Annotated in this window: 14 protein-coding genes; 10 read left to right on the top strand and 4 right to left on the bottom strand. The window is 60.0% G+C overall.

Going from position 1 to position 16,473, the window contains the following annotated elements; all coding sequences use genetic code 11:
- Positions 1 to 85: 85 nt before the first annotated feature.
- The 8 genes from NR126_RS04960 to NR126_RS04925 all read left to right on the top strand — a co-directional run bounded on the left by NR126_RS04960 (position 86) and on the right by NR126_RS04925 (position 8,881).
- A complete protein-coding gene (locus tag NR126_RS04960; RefSeq protein ID WP_256829808.1) occupies positions 86 to 853 on the top strand; it encodes a TerC family protein in 768 nt (255 codons plus the stop codon).
- Positions 854 to 1,069: 216 nt separating this feature from the next.
- A complete protein-coding gene (locus NR126_RS04955) occupies positions 1,070 to 2,728 on the top strand; it encodes a Na/Pi cotransporter family protein (protein WP_027616582.1) in 1,659 nt (552 codons plus the stop codon).
- 79 nt (positions 2,729 to 2,807) lie between these two features.
- Positions 2,808 to 4,187: a pitrilysin family protein gene (locus NR126_RS04950; RefSeq protein WP_256829807.1), complete on the top strand. Its 1,380-nt coding sequence runs from the start codon at positions 2,808 to 2,810 to the stop codon at positions 4,185 to 4,187.
- 75 nt (positions 4,188 to 4,262) lie between these two features.
- The gene (locus tag NR126_RS04945; protein ID WP_256829806.1) at positions 4,263 to 5,306 is read left to right on the top strand and encodes a DUF5924 family protein; all 1,044 of its coding nucleotides are present in this window, start codon (positions 4,263 to 4,265) and stop codon (positions 5,304 to 5,306) included.
- 54 nt (positions 5,307 to 5,360) lie between these two features.
- The gene (locus tag NR126_RS04940) at positions 5,361 to 6,506 is read left to right on the top strand and encodes an ABC transporter permease (RefSeq protein WP_033865956.1); all 1,146 of its coding nucleotides are present in this window, start codon (positions 5,361 to 5,363) and stop codon (positions 6,504 to 6,506) included.
- Positions 6,503 to 7,306, top strand: a complete 804-nt coding sequence (locus NR126_RS04935) for an ATP-binding cassette domain-containing protein (RefSeq protein WP_256829805.1) — start codon at positions 6,503 to 6,505, stop codon at positions 7,304 to 7,306. The genes NR126_RS04940 and NR126_RS04935 overlap by 4 nt, the downstream gene beginning before the upstream one ends.
- Position 7,307: 1 nt before the next feature.
- On the top strand, positions 7,308 to 8,246 hold the full coding sequence (locus NR126_RS04930) for an MlaD family protein (protein WP_256829804.1): 939 nt from the start codon (positions 7,308 to 7,310) through the stop codon (positions 8,244 to 8,246).
- Entirely contained in the window at positions 8,243 to 8,881 is a 639-nt protein-coding gene (locus tag NR126_RS04925; RefSeq protein WP_027616588.1) for an ABC-type transport auxiliary lipoprotein family protein, read from the top strand. The genes NR126_RS04930 and NR126_RS04925 overlap by 4 nt, the downstream gene beginning before the upstream one ends.
- A gap of 34 nt (positions 8,882 to 8,915) precedes the next feature.
- Here the strand turns inward: NR126_RS04925 and NR126_RS04920 are convergent, their stop codons facing one another.
- The 4 genes from NR126_RS04920 to NR126_RS04905 form a co-directional block, all read right to left on the bottom strand.
- The gene (locus NR126_RS04920) at positions 8,916 to 10,145 is read right to left on the bottom strand and encodes a nucleoside recognition domain-containing protein (protein WP_027616589.1); all 1,230 of its coding nucleotides are present in this window, start codon (positions 10,143 to 10,145) and stop codon (positions 8,916 to 8,918) included.
- Positions 10,146 to 10,243: 98 nt separating this feature from the next.
- Complete coding sequence (gene gltP, locus NR126_RS04915; protein ID WP_027616590.1) at positions 10,244 to 11,575, bottom strand: glutamate/aspartate:proton symporter GltP; 1,332 nt, start codon at positions 11,573 to 11,575, stop codon at positions 10,244 to 10,246.
- A gap of 784 nt (positions 11,576 to 12,359) precedes the next feature.
- The gene (locus NR126_RS04910; RefSeq protein WP_002555679.1) at positions 12,360 to 12,524 is read right to left on the bottom strand and encodes a DUF1328 domain-containing protein; all 165 of its coding nucleotides are present in this window, start codon (positions 12,522 to 12,524) and stop codon (positions 12,360 to 12,362) included.
- Between the two features lie 71 nt (positions 12,525 to 12,595).
- Positions 12,596 to 12,883: a hypothetical protein gene (locus NR126_RS04905; protein WP_027616591.1), complete on the bottom strand. Its 288-nt coding sequence runs from the start codon at positions 12,881 to 12,883 to the stop codon at positions 12,596 to 12,598.
- Positions 12,884 to 13,324: 441 nt separating this feature from the next.
- Here NR126_RS04905 and algB point away from each other — a divergent pair, with 441 nt between their 5' ends.
- Positions 13,325 to 14,671: a sigma-54-dependent response regulator transcription factor AlgB gene (gene algB / locus NR126_RS04900; protein ID WP_027616592.1), complete on the top strand. Its 1,347-nt coding sequence runs from the start codon at positions 13,325 to 13,327 to the stop codon at positions 14,669 to 14,671.
- Between the two features lie 10 nt (positions 14,672 to 14,681).
- Positions 14,682 to 16,469 carry an ATP-binding protein gene (locus tag NR126_RS04895; RefSeq protein ID WP_256829802.1) on the top strand — a complete coding sequence of 596 codons (1,788 nt, stop codon included), beginning with the start codon at positions 14,682 to 14,684 and terminating at the stop codon, positions 16,467 to 16,469.
- Positions 16,470 to 16,473 lie beyond the last annotated feature (4 nt).

The following is a 16,473-nucleotide window of genomic DNA, read 5'->3' as shown; positions in this document are numbered from 1 at the left end:
CGCACCCACTCACCGCGCCGCCAGCTAGACTTCGAGTTTTGAAGCCGCTGGCGGCGTGGTTTAACACATCCTCAAAGGAATACACATGGAATGGCTGACCAACCCAGAGATCTGGGTTGCCTTCTTGACACTGACGGCCCTGGAAATCGTCCTGGGCATCGACAACATCATCATGATTTCGATTCTGGTCAGCCGCATGCCCAAGCACATGCAGGCGCGCACCCGGATCTTCGGTCTGGCCCTGGCCATGATCACCCGGATCCTGTTGCTGCTGTCGATCACCTGGGTCATGCGCCTGACCGCCGACCTGTTCGTGGTCTTCGGCCAGGGCATTTCCGGACGCGACCTGATCCTGTTCTTCGGTGGTCTGTTCCTGCTGTGGAAAAGCTCCCAGGAGATGTACCACGCGCTGGAAGGTGAAGACGAAACCTCTGACGAGCCTAGCGGCAAAGGCGGTAACTTCCTCTACACCATCATCCAGATCGCGATCATCGACATTGTGTTCTCCCTGGATTCGGTGATTACCGCGGTAGGCATGGTTTCCCACGTGCCGGTAATGGTCGCGGCAATCGTCGTCGCCGTCCTGGTGATGATGCTGGCGGCCGGTACCATCAGCGAGTTCATCGACAAACACCCGTCGCTGAAAATGCTCGCACTGTCGTTCCTGCTGGTGGTCGGTACGGTGTTGATCGCCGAATCGTTCGAAGTGCACATTCCAAAAGGCTACGTGTACTTCGCCATGGCCTTCTCGCTGGCGGTGGAAGCGATCAACATCAAGTTGCGCACTGCCATCGCGAAAAAGAGGAAGCAGCAGGATCCTGTGAAACTGCGCAAGGACATCCCGGGTCAGTAATTGAAGCCGGTTGTCATGGAGAGGGGCCTTCGCAGGCCCCTTTTTCACGCCTGCATGAAGCTGTTTTCATGACAGTTTTGTTTCAATGCACTCTTTAGCTATGCGATGCTGGCGTCCAGACCGTAAGCCAACTACAGCTTAAGTACAGAATGTAGAAAAAACGCGCGGTACTGCTGACTTGTCCCTTTGGGACGCTATTCAACCAGGGGGCCTGTCATGCTGACCCTGCTCAATTTGTTATCCGCCGTGGCCTTGCTGATCTGGGGCACGCACATCGTCCGAACCGGCATCCTGCGGGTCTACGGCTCTAACCTGCGCCATGTCATTGGGCGCAACATGTCCAAGCGCTGGCTGGCCTTTATCGCCGGGATCCTGGTGACCGCCATGGTCCAGAGCAGCAATGCCACAGCCATGCTGGTGACCTCGTTTGTCGGCCAAGGCCTGATGGCGTTGACCCCAGCCCTGGCGACCATGCTCGGGGCCGACGTCGGGACCGCGCTGATGGCGCGGGTGCTGACCCTCGACCTGTCGTGGCTGTCGCCGTTGCTGATTTTCGTCGGCGTGATCCTGTTCCTTTCACGCAAACAAACCCGGGTCGGCCAAATGGGCCGGGTGGCGATTGGTCTGGGGCTGATCATCCTGGCACTGCAGTTGATTGTCGAAGCCGCGGCGCCCATCACCCATGCCCAGGGCGTCAAAGTCATCTTTGCCTCGCTGACTGGCGACATCCTCCTCGATGCGCTGATCGGCGCGCTGTTCGCGATGATTTCCTACTCCAGCCTGGCCGCCGTCCTGCTGACCGCAACCCTGGCCGGTGCCGGGGTGATCAGCCTTCCAGTGGCCATCGGCCTGGTGATCGGCGCCAACATTGGCAGCGGGGTGCTGGCCTTTCTCAGCACTAGCATGCAGAACGCCGCTGGCCGCCAGGTGGCGCTGGGCAGCCTGCTGTACAAGCTGATCGGCCTGCTCTTGATCATCCCGGTACTCGACCCGCTGGTGCACTGGATGGACAGCCTCGACTACAGCGCCCAAGGTCTGGTGATCGGCTTCCATTTGCTCTACAACACCGCGCGCTGCCTGGTGCTGTTGCCTACCGTCAGCCCGATGGCGCGACTGTGCGCCTGGCTGCTACCGGAGCGTCCGGAAGCCAATGGCCTGGCCAAGCCCCGGCACCTGGACCCTACGGCCCTGGCCACGCCGAGCCTGGCCATGGCCAATGCCGCGCGCGAGACTCTGCGCATGGGCGACCTGCTCGATAACATGCTCGAAGCCATGCTCGACGTGTTGCGCGGCAAGCAAACCGCCGTGACCCAGGAAATGCGCCGTCTCAGTGATGACATCGAAGGGCTGTACAGCGCGATCAAGCTGTATCTGGCGCAGATGCCCCGAGAAGACTTGAGCGAGCAGGACAGCCGACGCTGGGCGGAAATCATCGAACTGGCGATCAATTTGAAGCTTGCCTCGGACCTGATCGAACGCATGCTGCGCAAGGTCCAACAGCAAAAGACTTCACAGCGCCGTTCGTTTTCCGACATAGGACTGGAAGAGCTCACCGGCTTGCACCATCAACTGATCGCCAATCTGCGTCTGGGGCTGTCAGTGTTTCTCAGCGCCGACAAGGAAAGTGCCCGGCAACTGCTGCGCGAGAAGCGCCGCTTCCGTGCGCAGGAAAGACGCCTGGCCCATGCCCATGTGAGCCGCCTGCAACGCAAAATCGTGCAAAGCCTGGAAACCAGCTCGCTGCACCTGGAGCTGATCGCCGATATGAAACGCTTGAACTCTCTATTCTGCAGCAGCGCCTACGCGGTCCTGGAAACCTCGGAAACCGGAGCACTGGCCGTCGATGACTTGGCCGACATCACCCATTCACCCTGAACGTCTAGTGTTGCCGGTAGTCATTTGCAAAACCTGGGGAAAACTCTTCGCCCCGCAACTACCCGCCAGGAAAGTCGTTATGCGTTGTCTGTTGTTTGCATGCCTGCTGTTTGGGTCCAGCTTTACCTGGGCATTGGACCGCTTGCAGGTCGAAGGCTATGTGCTGCGCAATGGCCTGCAAATCCTGCTCAAACCCAGCAGCGAGCGTGGGCACGTGGCAATTCGCCTGGTGGTCGGCGTCGGGCTCGACGACTTTTCCTGTACCGAAAAGGAATTGCCGCATCTGTTGGAGCACGTGCTGTTCAGCGGCATCGACGCGGGCGGTGAGGGCGGGCTCGAGGAGCGCATGCAAGGCCTGGGTGGCGAGTGGAATGCCTACACCAGTAACGCCGACACCACTTTTGTGATTGAGGCTCCAGCGAAAAACCAGCGCAAGGTACTGGATCTGCTGCTGGCCCTGCTGACCCAGACTCGAATTGATGACCATGCCGTCCAGGCCGCCAAACAGGTGGTCGAGCGTGAAGATGGCGGGCACGCCTCGCATTTGCAGCGCTGGCTCGATCGCCAGGACCTGAGCCACAACGCAAGCAATCAACTGGCGATGGAGTTGGGGCTCAAGTGCAGGGAACGACCCGATGTCCAGCCGCTGACCCGTGAACAGCTTGAGGACGTGCGCCAGCAGTGGTACGCCCCCAACAACATGACGCTGATTATCGTCGGTGATCTCGACCGCCTGCTGCCGGCCTACCTGGAGCGCACCTATGGCCGGCTCAAACCGGTCGATCCCCGCCAGCACCCAGACTTGCCCCAACTGCAACAACCCGCCGAAGCCGAGCGTAATCTTATCCATGGCTGGCTTGGCGACTCGGCCAAATTGCACTGGCTGTTTCCCGAGCCGGTCCTTGACGACCAATACGACGAGACCTTTTCCCTACTCAAGGACTACCTGGACTGGGCGCTGTACCGCCAATTACGCCTGGCACACGGACTGTCCTATGGCCCTTCGGCCGAGCGCGAAGTCTTCGGCGGCGTAGGTTTCATGAGTTTGAATGCCGATCTGGAGCGCGACAACCTGGCGCAAGCGCAGCAAGTGCTGGAAGCATTCAAGGCGGACCTGCTGAAAAACGGTCTTGATCCGGTGGCCTTCGAGCGCCTCAAACAGGCCGCCATCGCCCGCCAGGCCTGGGCTGTGCAGGGCAATAGCGCCCTGGCCGATTATTACTGGAGTGCCCTGGCCGACTATGACGACGGGCGCTTTGCCGACCCGGTTCGACGCCTGCGTGCGGTGACGCTCAAGCAAGCTAACCGGGCCCTGAAACAGTTACTCGAACAACCCGGTTACCTGCGCATCGAAAAGCCGCTGCTCAGTTACGACCAACTGGTCTGGATCCTGGGAGCGGCTGTTGCGCTGATGTTCCTCGGCCTGCTGGGCTGGCACCTTCATCATCGGCATCGATAACGTCTGGTTTCTCGCTACATGGGTATCCCGGCGGTATCCTGTGAGGGTTTTCCTACAACCACTGTGAACTGTCCCATGCCGAATTTGACCCTCTACGTACAGCGCATCCTCGAACTGATGAAGCGCTACCCGGGAGTCATTGCGCTCGGCGGTTTCATCTCGGGGGTTGGCAGCTTCATCCTGGTCGACCGCCAACAAGGCCTGGCGACCTGGATTGCGATCATCATGCTGGTCAGCTGGGTCTGGCTGATGCTGGAGAACAGTCTGACCCAGCTGTTCGCCAAGGTCTTCAAGCGCGAAATCCCCCAGCCTTTGCTGCGCTATGCGACGCAGATGATCCATCAGGAAAGCCTGTTTTTCGTCCTGCCATTCTTTTTCATCACCACTACCTGGAACAGCGGACAGCTGGTATTTACAGGGCTGCTGGGCGCTGCGGCGCTGATCTCCATCACCGATCCGCTCTACTACAAGTGGCTGGCGCCGCAGCGCTGGCTGTTCCTGGCCATGCACACGCTGACGCTGTTCGCCGCCTTGCTCACGGCGCTGCCGATCATCCTCCACCTGACCACCGCGCAGAGCTTCAAGCTGGCCCTGGGCATCGCCATGCTGTTGTCCTTCCCCAGCCTGGCCTCGATCTTTCCGATACGTACCTTGCGCGGCGGCCTGAGCGTGCTGTGCATCACCGTCGCCATCGGCGCCACTGGCTGGTTCATGCGCTCCTGGGTGCCACCGGCCACCCTGTGGATGACTGAAGTGGCGATCAGCACGCAATTGCAAGACCGCACGCCCGGCGACAGCCTGGATGAAGTCAACGTCGGCCAACTACGCGGCGATGGCCTGTATGCCTACACCGCCATCAACGCGCCGCGCGGTCTGGACGAGCGGATTTATCACGTATGGACGTTCAACGGTAAGGAAGTCGACCGCATTGCCCTGGATATTCACGGCGGTCGCAAGGAAGGCTACCGTGCCTGGACTCACAAGAAGAACTTCCCGCCCAACCCGGCCGGTAAATGGCAGGTGCGAGTCCTGACCGAAGATGGTCAGGTGATTGGCGTGCTGCGCTTCGTGGTCAGCGACACAGGTCAAGACAACCCACCGGCGAACCAGGCAAAGTAACAAGGATCGTGCTATTACGTAGCACTGCGTATCAGCTGAACAAGCACGGAGCTTATGAGCAATACGATCGCCGGCAATGCCCAACTCGACACCTCGCAAAGCCCAACCCAACTAAGGGTTAGCGGCGACTGGACGCTCGCCCACTACGCAGCCCTCAAACACCTGAGCGAAACCCTCAAGGGCCAATACGACGAGCGCACCCACATCGACCTCAATAGTCTCGGCGCGCTCGACACCGCCGGCGCTTCGCTGTTGGTTGAGCTGTTGGGCGCCGAACGCCTCGGCAAATCCGCCGAACACCCCGATTGCAGCCTCTCCAGCGCCGACCGGGCGTTGCTGCAGACGGTCTATTGCTCGATGAGCGACTTCTGTATTCCGGTCAAGGAGCCGGAAATCAGCGTCGGTGTTCAGTTGCTGACACGGATCGGCCGGGCAGTGGACACCGTCTGGAAGGACACCCTGCAACTGCTCGGATTCGTCGGCCTGATCCTCGAAACCATCGCCCGCGGCCTATTTCGCCCCTCGCGCTGGCGCATCACCCCGGTGGTGGCGCACATTGAACAAACCGGGCTCGACGCCGCGCCCATCGTCGCCCTGCTGACCTTCCTGGTGGGCGCCGTAGTGGCGTTCCTCGGCGCCACGGTGCTGGCCAATTTCGGCGCGACCATTTTCACCGTCGACCTGGTGGCGTTTTCGTTCCTGCGGGAGTTCGCCGTGCTGCTCACCGCGATCCTAATGGCGGGCCGCACCGCCAGTGCTTTTACCGCGCAAATCGGTTCAATGAAGGCCAATGAAGAAATCGACGCCATCCGCACCCTGGGTCTCGATCCCATGGAGTTGCTGGTGGTGCCCCGAGTTCTCGCGCTGCTGGTGGCACTGCCGATGCTGACCTTTATGGCGATGCTCTCAGGGATTATCGGCGGCGGGGTGGTGTGTGCGATTTCCTTGGGCATTTCGCCGGCAATGTTCCTCGCGCTGCTGCAATCGGACATCGGCGTTCAGCACTTCCTCGTCGGCATGGTCAAGGCGCCGATTTTTGCCTTCCTGATTGCCGCGGTTGGCTGTCTGGAAGGCTTCAAGGTCAGCGGCAGCGCCGAATCCGTTGGCGCCCACACCACCTCAAGCGTGGTGCAGTCGATTTTCGTGGTGATTGTGCTGGATGCGGTCGCCGCGCTGTTCTTCATGGAGATGGGCTGGTGAGTCGAGTACCCCGTGCGCCCAGCGAGGCGGTGATCGAAGTGCGTGGGCTGTGCAATCGCTTCGGCAAGCAGAGCGTGCACGAAAATCTCGACCTGGATTTGTACAAGGGCGAGATTCTTGCCGTGGTTGGCGGCTCCGGCAGCGGTAAATCGGTCCTGCTGCGCAGCATCATCGGCTTGCGCCAGCCCAGCGGGGGCAGTGTGAAGGTGTTCGGCAAGAACCTGCCCAGCCTGCCGGAACACGAGCGCTCGCTGATTGAACGACGCTTCGGCGTGCTGTTTCAGAAGGGCGCCTTGTTCTCGTCACTGACCGTGACCGAGAACGTCGCGCTGCCGCTGATCGAGCACGCAGGCCTGAGTCGCGCCGACGCTGAGCACCTGGCGGCGGTCAAACTGGCTCTGGCCGGTTTGCCGCTGTCAGCCGCCGACAAATACCCGGCCTCGCTGTCCGGCGGCATGATCAAGCGTGCGGCGCTGGCCCGGGCCCTGGCGCTGGACCCGGATATCCTGTTTCTCGACGAGCCCACCGCCGGCCTCGACCCGATTGGCGCAGCCGCGTTCGACCAGTTGATCCTGACCCTGCGTGATGCATTGGGCCTGAGCGTGTTCCTGGTAACCCATGACCTCGACACCCTCTACACCATTACTGACCGGGTGGCGGTATTGGCACAGAAGAAAGTGCTGGTGGCGGATGCCATCGATGTTGTTTCGGAAACCGATGACGCCTGGATTCACGAATACTTTCATGGCCCCCGTGGCCGCGCGGCGCTGACGGCCGCTTCACCGTCCAACGAGGTATGACATGGAAACCCGAGCCCATCATGTATTGATCGGCCTGTTCACCGTCCTGGTAGTGGCCGGTGCCTTGCTGTTCGGTCTGTGGCTGGCCAAGTCCAGCGTCGACACCGAGTTCAAGGACTACGAGGTGGTCTTTAACGAAGCGGTCAGTGGCCTGTCCAAGGGCAGCGCGGTGCAGTACAGCGGGATCAAGGTCGGCGACGTGGTCAGTTTGCGCCTCGACCCCAAGGACCCGCGCCGGGTGCTGGCGCGCATCCGCCTCGGTGGCGAGACCCCGATCAAGGAAGACACCCAAGCCAAGCTGGCATTGACCGGTATCACCGGCACGTCGCTGATCCAGCTCAGCGGTGGCACACCGCAGAGCCCGGAATTGCGTGGCAACAACGGCAAGCTACCGGTCATCGTCGCCTCGCCGTCGCCCATCGCACGCTTGCTCAACAACAGTGACGACGTGATGAGCAGCGTCAATCAACTGCTGTACAACGCCAACCAGGTACTCTCGCCGCAAAACGTCGAGCGCCTGAGCAAGACACTGGAAAACCTCGAGCAAACCACCGGCACCATCAACGATCAGCGTGGCGATATCCTGCAGGCCATGCGCCAACTGGCGTCTATCGGCAAGCAGGCCAGCGCCGCGCTGGAACAGACCACCTTGCTGATGCGCAACGCCAATGGGTTGCTCAACAACAATGGCAAGCAGATGTTCGGCAGCGCCGAGCAGGCGATGAAGTCCCTGGAGCAGAGCACGGCCACCATCAATACCCTGCTGACCAATAATCAGGAAGCGCTGGGCAACGGCATGCAGGGGCTCAACAGCCTGGCCCCGGCCATACGCGAGCTGCGCGACACCCTGGGCTCGTTGCGGGCCATCTCCCGGCGCCTGGAATCCAATCCCAGCGGTTACCTGCTCGGCCACGAGACAGACAAGGAGTTCACCCCATGAAGCGCGTCTTCCGCACCCTGGCCCACGGGACGCTGCTGGCCAGCCTGGCGCTGACCGGCGCCTGTTCGATTTTACCCAAGGGCGACCCGCAGGACGTCTATCGCCTGCCGGCAGCCCACAGCCCTGGGTCGGCGACACAGGCGCCCGCCGTCAGCTGGTCGCTGCGAGTGTCCAAGCCGCAAGCCAGCGATGTGCTCAACAGCTCACGCATCGCGGTGATTCCCCAGGGCGACCTGATCAGCAGTTACAAGGCCTCGCGCTGGAGCGACCGGGCACCGATGCTGCTGCGCAACCGCCTGCTCGACGGCTTTGCCGAGGATGGTCGGGTGCAATTGCTGAGCACTGACGACGCCAACTTGCAGACCGATCTGGAACTGGCCGGCAACCTGCAGGCGTTCCAGACCGAATATCAGGGCAACAGTGTGCAGGTGGTGATCCGCCTGGATGCGTTGCTGGTGCGCGGCACCGACCAACGTATCCTCGCCAGCAAGCGCTTCGAGGTCCGCCAACCGGTGAGTGACGTGCAGGTACCTGGCGTGGTCAGCGGATTCGGCCGGGCCGGGGATGAACTGACCCGCCAAGTGATTGCCTGGACCGTGGAACAGGGCCAGAAGAACGTGCCCGCCAAGCCTTGAATGGCTGACCTGCAGGATTCTGCGGGTCAGTGGTTCAACCGAAGAACCAGTAGCACACTCCGATCGCCGCCAGCACCCCAGCCAGCTCCGCCAGCAGCGCGCAGCCCACCGCATGCCGCGCCCGCTGAATACCCACCGCACCGAAGTACACCGCCAGCACGTAGAAGGTGGTTTCGGTACTGCCCTGGATGGTCGCGGCCACCAGCGCCGGGAAGCTGTCGACGCCCGAGGTCTTCATGGTCTCGATCAACATCGCCCGCGCGGCGCTGCCGGAAAACGGCTTGACCATTGCGGTCGGCAAGGCGTCGACAAAACGCGTATCCCAACCCGCCCACTCGACCAGATGGCGAATGCCGTCGAGGCCAAAATCCAGCGCCCCGGAGGCGCGCAGTACGCCCACCGCGCAGAGCATGGCGACCAGGTACGGCAGCAGGTTCTTAGCGACGTCGAAACCTTCCTTGGCGCCTTCGACGAAGGCCTCGTAGACCTTGACCTTGCGCAGCGCGCCGATCACCAGGAAGAGCATGATCAGGCCGAACAGCGTCAGGTTGCCGAGGATTGAGGAAAGGCCAGCCAGGGCGGTGGCCGAGAGCGTTGCCAGCAGCGCCATGAAGCCGCCGAGGGCCAGGGCACCGGGAATCAGGTAGGCGAGCACCACCGGGTCCCACAGGCGCAAACGCTGCATGAAGGCCACCGACAGCAGCCCCACCAGGGTCGAGCAACTGGTCGCCAGCAGGATCGGCAGGAACACCAGCGTCGGGTCCGGCGCGCCTTGCTGGGCGCGGTACATAAAGATAGTGACTGGCAGCAGGGTCAGCGACGACGCATTGAGCACCAGGAACAGGATCTGCGCATTGCTGGCCACTGTGGCGCTGGGGTTGAGCTCCTGCAGGGCTTTCATCGCCTTGAGGCCGATGGGCGTGGCCGCATTGTCCAGGCCCAGGCCGTTGGCGGCAAAATTCAGGGTGATCAGGCCGATGGCCGGGTGGCCCGGCGGCACTTCCGGCATCAAGCGCAGGAACAGCGGTCCCAGGGCCTTCGCCAGCCACTCGACGATGCCTGCCTTCTCGGCGATCCGCAAAAAGCCCAGCCACAGGGTCAGGGTGCCAAACAGCAGCACCATGACTTCCACCGACAGCTTGGCCATGGCAAAAATGCTCTCGACCATGGCGGCAAAGATTCCGGCATTACCGCCGACCAGCCACTGCGCCATGGCCGAAATGGCCGCCACGATGAAAAAGCCAAGCCACAGGCCATTGAGCATCAGTCATATCCCCCAGAAGATGCGGCGAATGATAGCGGGGTGTACAGAAACGACAAACCCCGGATTTCTCCGGGGTTTGCATGATCACCAAGCGCTGATCAGTTCTTCGACGCCTCGCCCGCAGGCAGTTTGTCTTTGCTGCGCCAGTGCGGCAGGGAGTTCCAGTAGCGCTGGCCCTTGGCATCGTCGTACATACCTTCCCAACGCGCGATAACCAGAACCGCCAGGGCGTTGCCGATTACGTTGAGTGCGGTACGGGCCATGTCCATGACACGGTCGACACCGGCAATGAACGCCAGGCCTTCCAGCGGAATGCCAACGCTGCCCAGGGTCGCCAGCAGCACCACGAAGGAGACGCCCGGCACGCCAGCAATGCCCTTGGAGGTGACCATCAGGGTCAGAACCAGCAGCAACTGCTGGCTGATCGACAGGTCGATGCCGTACAGCTGGGCGATGAAGATTGCCGCGATGCTCTGGTACAGGGTCGAACCGTCGAGGTTGAACGAGTAGCCGGTCGGTACCACGAAGCTGCAAATGGCCTTCGGCGCACCGTAGGCTTCCATCTTCTCGATCACACGCGGCAGCACGGTCTCGGAGCTGGCGGTGGAGTAAGCCAGCACCAGCTCATCCTTGAAGATGCGCATCAGCTTGATCACCGAGAAGCCAAACAGGCGAGCGATCAGGCCCAGGATCACGAAGGCGAAGAAGGCGATGGCGAAGTAAACCAGGATCACCAATTTGGCCAGCGGCAGCAGGGACGCGAAGCCGAAATTGGCCACGGTCACGGCGATCAGTGCGAACACGCCGATCGGGGCGTAGTTCATGATCATGTGAGTGACCTTGAACATGCTTTCCGATACGCCCTGGAACATCTTCACCAGCGGCTCGCGCAGGTCCGACTGCAGGCTCGACAGACCGAGACCGAACAGTACCGAGAAGAAGATGATCGGCAGCATCTCGCCACGCGCCATGGCGGCAAAGATGTTCGACGGGATCAGGTTGAGGATGGTTTCGATGAACGCATGCTCATGCTGGACTTCCGCCGCCGTCGCCTGGTACTTGGAAATATCCACGGTACCCAGGGTGCTCATGTCGATGCCGGCGCCCGGGTGGAACACGTTGGCCAGTACCAGACCCACCAGAATGGCGATGGTGGTGACGATTTCAAAGTAAATGATGGTCTTCAGACCGATGCGCCCGAGTTTCTTCGCATCCCCCACACCGGCAATGCCGACGATCAGCGAAGAAATCACGATCGGGATCACGATCATCTTGATCAGACGGATAAAGATATCGCCCGCTGGTTGCAGGACGTTACTGACCCACCAGGCTTTTTCAGCACTGAAATGGTTGAGCAGTGCGCCGATTGCTATACCCAGGACCAGACCGATGAGGATCTGCCAGGCGAGGCTAAGCTTTGCCTTCTTCATATCATTACCCTTACTTTTGTTTATCTCGGACCGATGCCAGAACTGCAACACCCTATGGTGTAGAAGTTCGTGCATCGGCCCCCGTATAAGGTCGCCCGAGGCGCGTGTTACGGCTCTTCGGCAGGCGAAAAAAGGCGCAACTATTCCGATGCAAGGACACCGCGTCTAATGCCGTAAACGCCTACCCCATGCCGAATCGGCATGAGTTTTTTCAAACAAAACGGCCGTCCCAACCGGTTCGAATGCGACATTTCGGCAGGCATAAGTGCCGTGTACCGGCCATCGCAGAGGAGACTGGTGATTAATTGATCAGTCAATTATGTACAAAAAAACGAGATTTTCCCTACGCGACGCGTCGAAAAATGATCAGAAATTAGTCGAAAATTTCTCGATATACGGTCACCAGGAAACACGAGGAAACGCTTGGGGATGACGATAGTGCTGATTGAAATAGCTGCAAATGCTTTGGATCAATTTCCGCACACATAAGTACGCCGTCTATCGACTCCACCATAACCGGTAGGTAAATAGACGGCGCTGCTTGCCTGACCCGGCCCTTTTCGCAGGCACTCCCTGTACCCGTAGGTCACTCCGATCCTGCAGCAATCAGAACGTCCCGGCCCCTTGGTCATACACACACCCTCCTCGGGTGGGCGTAAAGGAAAGAATTGGCGTCCAACTCTTTCGGTTTTCAATTCGCTTTAACAACATCGCTTCCTTGCCGCTTGCACTGGCACTGCCACCCCAAGGGTGGCGGCCAGCACCTAGCATTCGAGGCCTCAGGTCAGCCTCGACCACGACGGCCGAAGAAGAACGACACAACAAACATCACCAGGAACACGACAAAGAGAATCTTGGCGATACCCGTGGCGGTGCCCGCGATACCACCGAAGCCCAGAACAGCGGCGACAATGGCAATGATCAAGAATGTGATTGCCCAACTCAGCATGATGATTCTCCTTACGCTTTATTTGAGGTCTTGCTGTTCCCCATGCCTTCAGATGGCATCGGTTTTGTCACTTAGAAAATCCAGCGTTCCTGCCGTGGCACGTCAAAGGCGCCCTGCGCCTGGTCGACGTCCAGCATTCGCACAGCGCCAGCTTCCGCAGACCGGCTGCTGACGGCACTGAAGTGTGTCTGGGTGAAATGATGAGTAGCAGGAATCGCAGCATCAGGTTGCTGGCTGTGTTGCCAGAGCATGAATTGCTGGCCGCCAATCAAGGTGATCACCAGCGCTAGCACCGTGAACAGACCTTGCTGGAGATACAGTGGCGAAAAACGCAATTGGGCGGCACGTTGGCGAATCATCCTGAAACTCCTCCCACACTGGTGGTAATCGGTTTGAGGGCGGCTTCTTGATCGCCCCGGGTTGATCAATACATTGCAGCCTGCATGCCAAAAATCGTCACGGATAAATAATCAATAAAATCAATAAGTTACATATGATCCCCAATTGAATCCGAACGCATCCTGCACGATGCATGATGGAGAGTCGTGCGAATTGCCCGATGAAATCGTAGGAAATCGAAAATATTTTGGAATGGATGAGGGGACGTAGATGTCAGAAAAATAGGCAGTCGTAGGTCAGACAAAGCACTTTTGCAAGAAAACCGATAAAAATTAGAGACTTACCTACAATTTCGGCAAAGGACTACCGCGTCCGACGCGCAAGCGCCCAGAATAAACCATGCAACTTGCCCGATTCGGGCGTGACTAACTAAGATCATTCATTTAAGGAGCGTAGGAAAAATGGAATCTGCCAACGAGCACCAAGGCCGCATTCTCCTGGTGGACGATGAATCCGCCATCCTGCGTACCTTCCGTTACTGCCTGGAAGACGAAGGCTACAACGTTGCAACGGCCAACAGCGCCGCTCAGGCCGATGCCCTGCTGCAGCGTCAGGTCTTCGATCTGTGCTTTCTCGATCTGCGCCTGGGTGAAGACAACGGTCTCGACGTACTGGCCCAAATGCGAATCCAGGCCCCATGGATGCGCGTGGTGATTGTGACGGCTCACTCCGCCGTGGACACCGCCGTCGACGCCATCCAGGCGGGCGCCGCCGATTACCTGGTCAAACCTTGCAGCCCCGACCAATTGCGCCTGGCGACCGCCAAGCAATTGGAAGTCCGGCAGCTTTCCGCCCGCCTGGAAGCGCTTGAAGGCGAAATGCGCAAGCCCAGTGACGGCCTCGATTCCCATAGCCCGGCCATGAAAGTCGTACTGGAAACGGCTCGCCAGGTGGCGAGCACCGACGCCAACATCCTGATCCTTGGTGAGTCCGGTACCGGCAAGGGTGAGCTGGCTCGCGCGATTCACGGTTGGAGCAAACGGGCGAAGAAGTCCTGCGTAACGATCAACTGCCCATCCTTGACCGCTGAACTGATGGAAAGCGAGCTGTTCGGTCACAGCCGCGGCGCGTTTACCGGCGCCAGCGAAAGCACCCTGGGTCGAGTCAACCAGGCCGATGGCGGAACGCTATTTCTCGACGAGATCGGCGATTTTCCCCTGACCTTGCAACCCAAGTTGCTGCGTTTCATTCAAGACAAGGAGTACGAACGGGTTGGCGACCCGGTGACTCGCCGCGCCGACGTGCGGATCCTCGCCGCCACCAACCTCAACCTGGAAGACATGGTCCGCGACGGGCGCTTTCGCGAAGACCTGCTGTACCGCTTGAATGTCATCACCTTGCACCTGCCGCCACTGCGCGAGCGTGCCGAGGACATTCTGACCCTGGCTGACCGTTTCCTGGCCCGGTTCGTCAAGGAGTACGCGCGGCCCGCTCGCGGCTTCAGCGATGAGGCTCGCGAGGCAATGCTCGGCTACCGTTGGCCCGGCAACATCCGCGAATTGCGCAACGTGGTAGAACGGGCAAGCATCATTTGCCCGCAGGAACGGGTCGAGATCAGCCATCTGGGGATGGCCGAGCAACCCACCAACAACGCTCCTCGTATCGGCGCGGCCCTGAGCCTAGATGAGCTGGAAAAGGCCCACATCGGTGCGGTCCTCGCCAGTGCCGCGACCCTTGATCAGGCGGCGAAAACCCTGGGCATCGACGCCTCGACGCTGTACCGCAAACGCAAACAGTACAACTTGTGAGCGCCTCCTCATGAAGCTGGCGATGAAGTTGCGCACCCGACTGTTTCTCAGCATCTCGGCGCTGATGACGGTGGCCTTGCTGGGGCTGGTGCTAGGCCTGGTGAGCGTGATGCAAATGGCCAGCAATCAGGAAGTGCTGATTCGCGACAACTTCATCACCCTCGACCTGGGTCTCAAATTGCGCCAGAGCCTGGGCGACCAGTTCATGATCATGCTGGACGACAAGCCGGATCTGGCGGCGCTGGAAAAAGTCGAACGGCATTATTTCGAGCTGCTGGAGGAGGGCATTGCCCATGAAAACACCCTCGATAACGGCCACCATGGTTTCCAGCAGGCCCGTGACGACTACCTGAGCTTCCTCAAGGCCTTCAATGCGCAGCAACCGACTGCCAGCTTGAGAGGCAATGAGGAGCTCACGGAGAAATTCGACATCCTGCGCAATGGCCTGATCAACGAACACAAGCTGGCACTGGAGAACATCAACAACACCCAACGCGCAGCCCGGGAGCGTGCGTTGCTGGTCGCCGGTTCGCTGGGACTGGTTGCCCTGGCTGTGCTGATCATCGGTTTCATTACCGCCCACGGCATTGCCCGACGTTTTGGTGGGCCAATTGAAGCCTTGGCCAAGGCAGCGGACCACATCGGCCAGGGCAACTTTGATGTCACCCTGCCGATCTCCCAGTCAGCGGAAATGAACCAACTGACACGCCGTTTCGGGATCATGGCCCAGGCATTGCGCGAGCATCAGGCAACCAATGTCGACGAACTACTCGCCGGTCAGCAACGCTTGCAAGCGGTACTCGACAGCATTGATGACGGCCTGCTGATGATCGATCGGCAAGGCCGCCTGGAGCACATGAACCCAGTGGCTCAACGCCAGCTGGGCTGGGAGGATGATCGTCTCGGCGTCGGTTTGGGCACCGCCCTGCAACGCCCGGAGCTCGACGAACAACTGCGCCTGGTATTGCGCGGCGGCTCCCTGGAGCGCGCACCCGAGGATTTGAGCATCGAAGTCGATGGCGAATCGCGACTGCTGACCTACAGCCTGACCCCGGTCAGTCCTGCCGAAGGCCACATATTGGGCGCTGTGATGGTGCTGCATGACGTCACCGAACAGCGCGCGTTCGAACGGGTGCGTAGCGAATTTGTCCTACGCGCCTCGCATGAATTGCGCACGCCTGTGACCGGCATGCACATGGCGTTCGGCCTGTTTCGCGAACGCGCGCATTTTCCGGAAAACTCCCGTGAAAAAGACCTGCTCGATACCGTGCAGGAAGAAATGCAGCGTTTGATGCAACTGATCAACGACCTGCTGAATTTCTCCCGGTATCAAAACGGCCTGCAAAAACTCACCCTGGCGCCCTGCAACATCGACGATCTACTGGCACAGGCGCGCGAGCGTTTCGTCGACCGCTCACGCGCGCAATCCATTGAATTGCTGCTGGAAATTCAAAGTCCGTTGCCACGCCTGCAGGCCGACCAGGCTCAACTCGACCGGGTATTGGACAACCTGATCGACAACGCCTTGCGTCACACCGGCACCAACGGACAAATCCGTCTTCAGGCACGCCGCCATGGCGAACGGGTAATTGTCAGCGTCGAAGACAACGGCGAAGGCATCGCCTATGGCCAGCAGGGACGTATATTCGAGCCGTTCGTTCAGGTCGGACGCAAGAAGGGTGGCGCCGGGCTCGGCTTGGCCCTGTGCAAGGAAATCGTTCAGTTGCACAGCGGGCGCATGGGCGTTTACTCGCGCCCAGGGCAGGGCACGCAGTTCTACATGGCGCTACCTCTGTAAAGGC

This window comes from Pseudomonas sp. Pse1, from assembly GCF_024519635.1.
In the GTDB taxonomy this organism is placed as follows: Bacteria; Pseudomonadota; Gammaproteobacteria; order Pseudomonadales; family Pseudomonadaceae; genus Aquipseudomonas.
This window is presented reverse-complemented; position numbering and strand designations above follow the sequence as displayed.